Source organism: Mycobacterium sp. E2238 (assembly GCF_001672665.1).
Classification (GTDB): domain Bacteria; phylum Actinomycetota; class Actinomycetes; order Mycobacteriales; family Mycobacteriaceae; genus Mycobacterium.
Genome location: NZ_LZKF01000037.1, coordinates 1 through 9,952, shown reverse-complemented (window position 1 = coordinate 9,952; position 9,952 = coordinate 1). Strand labels below are relative to the sequence as shown.

The following is a 9,952-nucleotide window of genomic DNA, read 5'->3' as shown; positions in this document are numbered from 1 at the left end:
TTGGCGCCCTCGCGTTCGGCCACCTCTTTGATTTGCGGGCCGGAGAACTCGCTGTTGAGCAGGATGATGCGGGCGCCGACCCGGGCGGCGCCGAAGTACGCGATGAGGAACCAACGGGTGTTGCGCGCGAGGATCGCGACCCCGTCGCCGCCCTTGACGCCCATCTCGAGCAGGCCGTTGGCCACCGCGTGGGCCGCGTCGTCGAGCTCCTTGAAGGAGAACTCGCCGTCTTCGTCGATGCACGCCGCGCGGTCGGGGTGGCGTCGGGCGTTCAGCGACGGCAGCATGCCGAACTCGCCCCACTTGTAGATGTCGTTCGCCATCGCGGCGTAGTTCTGCGGCGGTTCCAGCCGGAAGGCGCCCGCCTCGAAGATCTTGCGCACGTAGTGCAATTCAGCCGAGCCACGTTCCAGGTACTGCTGAACCTTGGCAACCGCCTGCCCGGGCAGGCCAATCAGATTAGGCATCCATCCACCCTATGTGACGTCCGTCGCATTCCGAGGGGTAAGTACCCACCGACTTACGATGATGAACATGGGTCCGGTTTCGCTCGAGGTGGCCGGGCGTCAGGTCACGATCACCCACCCGGACAAGGTGGTGTTCGAAGCCCACGGCGGCGCGGGGCCGCACACCAAACTCGACCTGGTCCGCTACTACCTGTCTGTGGCCGAGGGGGCGCTGCGCGGCGTTGCCGGCCGGCCGATGATCCTCAAGCGCTTCGTCAAGGGGATTTCCGAGGAAGCGGTGTTTCAGAAGCGCGCGCCGAAGAATCGGCCCGACTGGGTGGACGTCGCCGAATTGCGCTACGCGCGGGGCACTTCGGCCGCCGAGGCCGTCATCCACGACGCCGCCGGCCTGGCATGGGCGGTCAACTTGGGCTGCGTCGACCTCAACCCGCACCCGGTGCTGGCCGACGACCTCGACCATCCCGACGAACTGCGGGTCGACCTGGATCCGATGCCCGGGGTCCCCTGGCGGCGGATCGTCGACGTCGCGCTGGTGGCCCGCGAGGTGCTGGAGGACTACGGCCTGACCGCGTGGCCGAAGACTTCCGGGAGCCGCGGTTTTCACATCTACGCGCGGATCGCCCCCCGCTGGGAATTCCGGCAGGTGCGGCTGGCCGCCCAGACCGTGGCCCGCGAGGTCGAGCGGCGGGCGCCCGACGCGGCGACCAGCCGGTGGTGGAAGGAAGAACGCGAAGGGGTGTTCGTCGACTTCAACCAGAACGCCAAGGACCGCACGGTCGCGTCGGCGTACTCGGTGCGGGCGACTCCGGACGCCCGGGTGTCGACGCCGCTGCTGTGGGACGAAGTCACCGAGCGCCTTCCCGAGGAATTCACCATCGACACCGTGCCCGGCCGGTTCGCCGCGATGGGTGACCCGTGGGCGGGGATGGACGACGCGGTCGGCGAGCTCGACCGGCTGCTGGTGCTGGCCGAGGAGATGGGTCCCCCCGAGCGCGCGCCGAAGGGATCGGGCACGTCCGACGGCCGGCGCCGGTCGGTGATGCCGCTTATCGAGATCGCCCGCACCAAGACCAAGGACGAGGCGCTGGCCGCGCTGGACACCTGGCGCGACCGCCACCCGGACGCGTCTCGCCTGTTGCAACCGGTCGACGTCCTGGTCGACGGCATGCGGGGCCCGAGTTCGATCTGGTATCGGATCCGGATCAACCTGCAGCATGTGCCGGTTGACCAGCGACCTCCGCAGGAGGAACTGATCGCCGACTACAGCCCCTGGGAGGGTTACGGCGGTAAGCAGAAGCCGTCGAGCTGAAGGGCGGGTTACACCCCGGCCCGTGCCAGCGCGTGGTAGGCGTTGCCCTTTCGCAGGTAGCAGTACCAGGTGACCACCAGCAGGGCCAGGAAGAAGCCCACGTAGAACCGCAGCGCGGGTTCGATGCTGCCGAAGTGTGATTTCGACCAGGCGTACGCCAGCGGCACGACGAAACCGCCGAAGGCGCCGATCGACGAGATCACGCCCAGGGCGCCGGCGGCCTGGCGCCGCATGTGCGCCATGGTGTCGGGATCGCCGCCGGCGAGCTGCCCCTTGATCGCGAAGATCCTCGAGATCATCCGGTAGGTCGAACCGTTGCCGATGCCGGTCGCGACGAACAAGAACATGAAGCTGGCGAAGAACAGCGGCAGATTCTTGGCGTTGACCGACCACAGCGCCGCCGTGGCGCCCGCGGCGAGCATGACGAAGCTGACCGCGGTGATCCGCGCGCCGCCGATCCGGTCGGCGAGTCTGCCGCCGAGGGGCCGGATGACCGAGCCGATCGCCGCACCGAGGAATGCCCAGGTCAAAGCGATGTCACCCCGACCGAACACCGTCTTGAGCAGGGTCGGGAAGGCCGCCGAGTAGCCGATGAACGAGCCGAACGTGCCGATGTAGAGCAGCGACATGACCCAGGTGTCGGGATGCCGCAGCGACTGCCAGACCGGCCGCACGTCCGCCTTCGCCTCGGACAGGTTGTTCATGAAGAGAAACGCGCACACCGCGGCCGCCACGGCCAGCGGCACGTAGAACAGGCCGGCGCGCGCCAGCGCCACCCCGCCGCCGGCGACGACGATGGGCGGGATGATCTTCTGCACCACCGCGACGCCGATGTTGCCGCCGGCCGCGTTGAGGCCCAGCGCCCAGCCCTTGTCCTTCTCCGGGTAGAAGAACGAGATGTTGGCCATCGACGAGGCGAAGTTGCCGCCACCGAAGCCTGCGGTCGCGGCGACCGCCACCAGGACGCCGAACGAGAGGCCGGGATGGCTGACCGCCCAGGCCAGCAGCACGCACGGGATCAGCAACAACGCGGCCGAGATCGTCGTCCAGTTGCGACCGCCGAAGAGCGGGACCGCGAAGGTGTACGGCAGGCGCAGGAAGGCGCCGACCCCGCTCGGGACGGCGACCAGGCACAGCGCCTGGCTGGCCGTCAGCGCCCAGCCGGACGCGGACGGATGCCCGTGGGGTCCCGCGGTCATCTGGACCACCACGATGCTCCACAGCATCCACACGCTGAATCCGACGTGCTCAGCGAAGATCGAGAAGATCAGGTTGCGGCGGGCGATCGGCTTGCCGGTCGTCTCCCAGAACGCGGGGTCTTCGGGCCGCCAGTCGTCGATCCAGTGCCCGCCCCGGTGGCGCGGGCGAGGAGGCGCGGGCGCCAGGACCGGGGCGATCTGATCTTCAGAGGTCGTGGTAGTCACGCCCCGACGTTAGGAAAGGACTGTTACCGGGCCGCGTGGCCACAGTTACGCCGGAGATACGTGGATCTCGCAACGGCCCCTGGGCCGCTGTAACAACTTTGTCGGACCTTTTCGCACCCGAAATGCGGGAGAATCGCCCCATGCAGGCGACTGACCAGCCCCTCGGGCTGCGGGAACGCAAGAAGATCAAGACCCGCCATGCCCTCCGCCGCGAGGCGTTGCGGTTGTTCGACGCGAACGGCTACGGCGCCACCACCGTCGAACAGATCGCCGACGCCGCGGATGTGTCACCCAGCACGTTCTTCCGGTACTTCGGATCCAAGGAGTCGCTGCTGCTGGCCGACGACCTCGATCCGCTGATCCTTGCCGCGTTCGAAGCCCAGCCGCCGGAGCTGTCGCCGAGCCAAGCCATCCGCCGCGCCTACGCCACGACGATGGCCGGTCTATCGCCCGAGCAATTGGAGTTCGAGAACACCCGTCAGCGGCTGATCTTCTCGATACCCGAGCTCAAGGCCGCCCTCTACGACGAGTACTACCGCACCGTGAACGTCATGGCGGAGGCCATCGGTCGCCGGATCGGCCGTGACGCAACCGATTTCGAGGTCCGCGTGTACGTCGGCGCGATGGTCGGGGCCATGATGGCGGCGTTCGACAGCGCGCCGAAAACGGCCGAAACCATCTATCGGGCGCTGGACTTCCTGGACGCCGGCATGCCGCTGGGCTGAGCGCGCAACCGCGCGGCGATGCCCCGGCGGGCAGGGAACGCGATAATCTCACGCGATGCGTCAGGGTTGGAATCGACGGGGATTCTTGCAGCTCGCAGGGGCTGCGACGGTCGCCGCGGCCGCCGGGGCCCCGGCGGCGTGCTCGTCGGGCAAACCGTCGTCCGATGCCTCCGGCGGCAAATCGGTGACCATCAACCACCTGTTCGGGCAGACCGTGGTCAAGGAACCCCCCAAGCGCGTGGTCAGTGCCGGCTATACCGAGCAGGACGACCTGCTCGCGGTCGGCGTGGTGCCGATCGCGGTGACCAACTGGTTCGGTGACCAGCCGTTCGCGGTGTGGCCGTGGGCCCAGCCCAGGCTCGGCGGGGCGCAGCCGGTGGTGCTGAACCTCGACAACGGGATTCCGGTCGACCAGATCGCGGGCCTCAAACCGGATTTGATCGTGGCCACCAACGCGGGCGTGGACGCCGACACCTATCAGAAGCTCTCCGCGATCGCACCGACCCTGCCGCAGTCGGACGGCGACGCCTTCTTCGAACCGTGGAAGGAGCAGGCCACCGCCATCGGCCAGGCGGTCTTCCAGGCCGACCAGATGAAGTCGCTGATCGCCGCCGTAGACCAGAAATTCACCGCCGTCGCCAAGGAACACCCGGCCTGGACCGGCAAGAAGGCGTTGCTGATGCAGGGCACGCTCTGGCAGGGCACCGTCGTCGCGACCATGGCCGGCTGGCGCACCGACTTCCTGAACCAGATGGGGCTGGTGATCGCCGACAGCATCAAACCGTTCGGCACCGACCACCGCGCCGTCATCCCGCGCGATCACGTCAGGGCGGTGCTCGATTCCGCCGATGTGGTCATCTGGACAACCGAGAACCCCGACGACCAAAAGGCATTGCTCGCCGACCCCGACGTGGCGGCCTCCCAGGCCACCGCGCAGAACCGGCACATCTTCACCACCAAGGAGCAGGCCGGCGCGATCGCCTTTTCCTCGCCGCTGAGCTACCCCTTGGTCGCCGACCAACTCCCCCCGCAACTGGGCAAAATCCTCGGTTAGATCGCGTGCGCGCCAGCGGCGTTTGAGTGTTTGCTAAGGCAGCTCTGGCAGTGTTCGAAAATCCGTCGCTCGCCCCTCGCCCGGTCGGCGATGGGGAGGTTACCGTCGAGTAATGAGCGTGACGGACCTTACCGACAACGTGTCCAAGGGCCTGCCGACGGAGCTGGTCGGCAACACGGTTCTGGACTTCGGCGACAACGCGCTGATGCTGCAATGCGGCAGCACCGCCGAGGTATTGGCGTGGGCGGCGCATTTGCGCGCCGAGGCGTTGCCCGGCGTCGTCGACGTCGTCCCGGCCGCCCGCACGGTTCTGGTGAAGCTGGACGGTCCCCGCCGCCAAGGGGTGATCCGCCAGCGGCTGCGCAAGATGCGCGTCACCGCCGAGGAGCTCGCCGCGCCGGATCGCCGTGCCGATGTGGTCATCGACGTCGTCTACGACGGCCCGGACCTCGCGGAGGTCGCCGGCCACACCGGGCTGACCATCCCGCAGGTGATCGACGCACACACCGGTTCGCTGTGGCGGGTCGGATTCAGCGGGTTCGCCCCGGGTTTCGCGTACCTGGTCGACGGTGACGCCCGCCTTAGGGTGCCGCGCCGTGGCGAGCCACGCACCTCGGTGCCCGCCGGCTCGGTCGGCCTCGCCGGTGAATTCAGCGCGATATACCCGCGCCAGTCGCCCGGCGGCTGGCAACTGATCGGCCGCACCGACGCGGTCCTGTGGGACCTCGAACGGCCCGAGCCGGCGCTGCTGACGCAGGGCATGTGGGTTCAGTTCCGGGCCGTCTGAGTTAAGGAGATCGCCGTGAGCACCCTGGAGGTTCTTCGCACCGGACCGCTCGCCGTCGTCCAGGACCTGGGCCGGCCCGGACTCGCCCACCTCGGCGTGAGCCGGTCCGGGGCCGCCGACCGTCGCGCACACCAGTTGGCCAACCGCCTGGTGGCCAACCCCGATGACCGCGCGACCGTCGAGGTGACGTTCGGCGGTTTCGCGGCAAGGGTCCGGGGCGGCGACATCGACATCGCCGTGACGGGAGCCGACGCCAACCCGACCGTCAACGGAATTGAGTTCGGCACCAACAGTATTCAGCACGTTCGCGATGGCCAAACGATCACCCTGGGCACTCCCCGCGCCGGGCTGCGGACGTACCTGGCGGTGCGGGGCGGGTTCGCCGTGGAGCCCGTGCTCGGCTCGCGCAGTTACGACGTGATGTCGGCCATCGGCCCGTCGCCGCTGCGGGCGGGCGATCAGCTCCCGGTCGGCCAGCACACCCCCGACTACCCCGAACTCGATCAGGCGCCGGTGGCGGCGATCACCGGCAACACGGTCGAGCTGGCGGTGGTGCCCGGGCCGCGCGACGATTGGTTCGTCGACCCCGATGTCCTGGTGCACAACGATTGGGTGGCATCCGATCGCAGCGATCGCGTGGGAATGCGGTTGGTCGGCCGCCCCCTGCAGTACCGCTACCCGGACCGCCAGCTGCCCAGCGAGGGCACCACCCGCGGCGCGATTCAGGTGCCGCCCAACGGTTTACCGGTAATCCTCGGGCCCGACCACCCGGTAACCGGCGGCTACCCGGTGGTGGGCGTGGTGGTCGACGAGGACATCGACAAAATCGCCCAGGTGCGCCCCGGACAGTCGGTGCGCCTGCACTGGTCACGCCCGAGGGTTCTGGTGGGCGCCCAGCCTCAGTCCGGCGTCGCGGTCTTGCCGTTTTCCTAGCCGGAATGTATTCCAGCTCACATAGAATCGCGGGATCGGCCCGAATCACTTGAAACGGGCGGCCATTTCGGTGTTTGCGGCCTACAGGGTTTTACCAGACAACTGGTAATCAACTTACAGCCGATTCGGGCCGGATTGAGTTGACCCAACCGTGTCTCGAATGTGAGCATCGAAATGCACGGCGGGGCATCCCTCTTCATTCGGGGCGCCCACTCTTCTTCCCGTTGTGCGGCTGAATGGGGCCTGACGAGAGGGAATCTTATGCACGCCACCTCGCGCAGTGTCATCGACACGGCTCCGGTCGGCCTGCTCTCGCCATCCCAAGGCGCACAACCGGATTCAACGACAGTCGGCCGGAAGTGAGCACCGCCCCGTGACGAAAGGCGACACTCGGATGGCCCGCAATCACCACATCGCGGACTGGAATCCAGAAGACACGGCGGCCTGGGAGGCCGGCAACAAGAAGATCGCGCGCCGCAATCTGTTGTGCACCATCGCGGGCGACCACGTCGCCTTCTCGATCTGGACGCTGTGGCCCGTCATGGCGCTGTTCATGCCCGCGCACGTCTACGGCTTCTCCGCCGGCGACAAGCTGCTGCTGGGCGCCGTCGCCACCCTGGTCGGCGGCCTGGCCCGGATTCCCTACACCCTGGGCATTGCAGCCTTCGGTGGTCGCAACTGGACCGCCTTCTCGGCGTTCGTGCTGCTGATCCCGACGGCCGGCACCATCGTGCTGCTCGCCAACCCCGGATTGCCGCTGTGGCCTTTCGTGGTGTGCGCCGCGCTGACCGGGCTGGGCGGCGGCAACTACGCGGCTTCGCTGGCCAACGTGAACGCCTTTTATCCTCAGCGGCTCAAGGGCTCGGCGCTGGCCGTCAACGCCGGCGTGGGGAACCTCGGGGTGGCGGTGATCCAGCTGGTCGGCCTGCTGGTGCTCGCCACGGCCGGACACGAGGCGCCGTACTGGGTCTGCGCGGTGTACCTGGTGGTGCTGGCGATCGTGGGAATCGCGGCCGTGCTGTTCATGGACAACGTCGGTCACGGCACGCAGCTGAACACGATGCGCTCGATCCTGGCCGAGCGCGACACCTACGTGATCTCCCTGCTCTACATCTGCACCTTCGGCTCCTGGATCGGGTTCTCGTTCGCCTTCGGTCAGGTGATGCAGGTCAACTTCCTGGCCAACGGCGAAAGCGCCAAGCACGCGGCGCTGCACGCCGCGCAGGTGGCCTTCGTCGGACCGCTGCTCGGCTCGCTGGCGCGCATCTACGGTGGCCGGCTGGCCGACCGCAAGGGCGGCAGCAGGGTCACGCTCGGCGTGCTCGCCGGGATGACCCTGGGCGCCGGATTGCTCGTCATCATCAGCACTTTCGACGACCACAATGCCGGGGCGCGCTCGACCAGCATGATCGGCTACGTCGTCGGCTTCATGGTGCTGTTCATCCTGTCCGGGATGGGCAACGGATCGGTGTTCAAGCTGATCCCCTCGGTCTATGAGGCGCGCAGCCGCGCCCTCCAGATGGGCGAGCAGGAGCGGCGCCACTGGGCGCGCGCCAAGTCCGGATCGTTGATCGGCGTCTGCTCCGCGGTGGGCGCACTCGGCGGCGTGGGCATCAACCTCGCGCTGCGCCAGTCCTACCTGGCCACCGGGACGGAGACGTCGGCATATGTGGCGTTCCTCGCCTCCTACGTCGTGGCGGCGATCATCACGTGGACGGTGTACGTACGGCGGCCGGCGCTGCCCGCCGAGGCGGCGGACGGTGAGACGGCAGACGCGCTGGCACGCGTGTGAGGGCGCCCTCACTGTGGGCAATGCGCAAGCAATTGCCGGGTAACGCAACGGAAATCTGACAGGCATACACAGGTGATATGGCCCGGCCCGACTCCCCGCCGCTGACGGGTTATCGCATCGCGGTGACCTCCGCTCGGCGCTCCGAGGAGCTGTGCGCGCTGCTCAGCCGACAGGGCGCCGAGGTGTGCAGCGCACCCGCAATCAACATGATCGCGCTGCCCGACGACGACGAACTGCACCGTAACACCGAGGCATTGATCGCCGATCCGCCCGACATCCTGGTCGCTCACACCGGCATCGGGTTCCGCGGCTGGCTCGCCGCGGCCGAGGGATGGGGGCTGGTGAACCAGCTCATCGCCGCGCTGTCGTCGGCCCGGGTCGTCTCGCGCGGACCGAAGGCGACCGGCGCGCTGCGCGCCGCCGGCCTGCACGAGGAGTGGTCGCCGGACTCCGAGTCCTCGCAGGAGGTGCTGGAATACCTGCTCAACTCGGGGGTGGCCGGACTGCGGGTTGCGGTCCAGTTGCACGGCGCCGCCGACGCGTGGGATCCCTTCCCGGAATTCCTCGGTGGCTTGCGCCTGGCGGGTGCCGAGGTGGTGCCCGTCCGGGTGTACCGGTGGAAGCCAACGCCGTTGGGCGGCACGTTCGATCAGCTGGTGACCGGGGTCGCGGGACGGCAGTTCGACGCGGTCACCTTCACGTCGGCGCCCGCGGCCGCGGCGGTGCTGGAGCGCAGCCGTGAGCTGGACATCGAAGACCAGGTGCTGGGCGCCCTGCGCAGCGACGTGCACGCGATGTGCGTCGGCCCGGTCACCTCCAAGCCGTTGATCCGCAAAGGCGTGCCGACGTCATCGCCGGAACGAATGCGTTTGGGCGCCTTGGCCCGTCATATCGCCGAAGAGCTACCGTTGCTCGGCTCGTGCACGGTGGACGCCGCCGGCCACACGCTCGATATTCGGGGCACGTGTGTGCTGGTGGACGGCTCGATCAAGGTGCTGTCCCCGTCCGGCATGGGGATATTGCGCGCGCTGGCGAAACGCCCCGGCGACGTCGTCGCCCGCGGTGACCTGCTACGCGCGCTGCCCGGCAACAGCAACGACCCGCACGCCGTCGACACGGCCGTGCTGCGGCTGCGAACGGCTCTGGGAGACAAGAACATCATCGCGACGGTGGTCAAGCGTGGATACCGGCTCGCGACCGAGCAGCGGGCGGATTCCCCATGGCGCTGATCATGGTCGCGCACGGCACTCGCAGGCCCGAGGGTGTGGCGATGGTCGAAGAGCTTGCCGCGCAAGCCAGTTCGCTTGCGGGCCGGCCGGTCGCCCTCGCCCGCGACAGCACCTCGCTGGGGGTGGGGCCCAGCACGTCGACGAACGCGACCTCCACCGGCCGGCCCGCAAGCGAACTGGCTTGCGCGGCAAGCTCTTCGACCATCGCCACACCCTCGGGCCTGCGAGTGCC

9 protein-coding genes and 1 pseudogene are annotated in these 9,952 nt (G+C 68.4%); 7 read left to right on the top strand and 3 right to left on the bottom strand.

Translation table 11 applies throughout. The features are described from left to right. Positions 1-467, bottom strand: a 467-nt coding sequence (locus tag A5711_RS03045) for an AMP-binding protein (protein ID WP_156744758.1), incomplete at its 3' end; no start/stop codon positions are given. Between the two features lie 58 nt (positions 468-525). Here A5711_RS03045 and A5711_RS03040 point away from each other — a divergent pair. After that, positions 526-1,776, top strand: a complete 1,251-nt coding sequence (locus A5711_RS03040; RefSeq protein ID WP_156744756.1) for a DNA polymerase domain-containing protein — start codon at positions 526-528, stop codon at positions 1,774-1,776. A gap of 8 nt (positions 1,777-1,784) precedes the next feature. Here A5711_RS03040 and A5711_RS03035 read toward each other — a convergent pair whose 3' ends face one another. Beyond that, positions 1,785-3,173 (bottom strand): MFS transporter, encoded by a 1,389-nt coding sequence (locus A5711_RS03035; protein WP_156673280.1) that lies wholly within the window; start codon positions 3,171-3,173, stop codon positions 1,785-1,787. Positions 3,174-3,340: 167 nt separating this feature from the next. Between A5711_RS03035 and A5711_RS03030 the strand changes: the two genes are divergently transcribed. From A5711_RS03030 to A5711_RS03005, 6 genes are all read left to right on the top strand, one after another. Beyond that, positions 3,341-3,925, top strand: coding sequence for a TetR family transcriptional regulator (locus tag A5711_RS03030; RefSeq protein WP_067943939.1), 585 nt, complete (start codon positions 3,341-3,343; stop codon positions 3,923-3,925). 55 nt (positions 3,926-3,980) lie between these two features. Then, positions 3,981-4,979: an ABC transporter substrate-binding protein gene (locus A5711_RS03025; RefSeq protein ID WP_067943937.1), complete on the top strand. Its 999-nt coding sequence runs from the start codon at positions 3,981-3,983 to the stop codon at positions 4,977-4,979. Positions 4,980-5,091: 112 nt separating this feature from the next. After that, a complete protein-coding gene (locus tag A5711_RS03020) occupies positions 5,092-5,766 on the top strand; it encodes an allophanate hydrolase subunit 1 (protein WP_067943935.1) in 675 nt (224 codons plus the stop codon). A gap of 15 nt (positions 5,767-5,781) precedes the next feature. Further along, the gene (locus A5711_RS03015) at positions 5,782-6,699 is read left to right on the top strand and encodes a 5-oxoprolinase/urea amidolyase family protein (protein ID WP_067943933.1); all 918 of its coding nucleotides are present in this window, start codon (positions 5,782-5,784) and stop codon (positions 6,697-6,699) included. 394 nt (positions 6,700-7,093) lie between these two features. Beyond that, a complete protein-coding gene (locus tag A5711_RS03010; protein WP_067943931.1) occupies positions 7,094-8,491 on the top strand; it encodes a NarK/NasA family nitrate transporter in 1,398 nt (465 codons plus the stop codon). Positions 8,492-8,568: 77 nt separating this feature from the next. Next, on the top strand, positions 8,569-9,720 hold the full coding sequence (locus A5711_RS03005) for a uroporphyrinogen-III synthase (RefSeq protein ID WP_067943929.1): 1,152 nt from the start codon (positions 8,569-8,571) through the stop codon (positions 9,718-9,720). Positions 9,721-9,823: 103 nt separating this feature from the next. Here the strand turns inward: A5711_RS03005 and A5711_RS25930 are convergent. After that, positions 9,824-9,952, bottom strand: a pseudogene (locus A5711_RS25930) (CbiX/SirB N-terminal domain-containing protein); the annotation flags it as partial.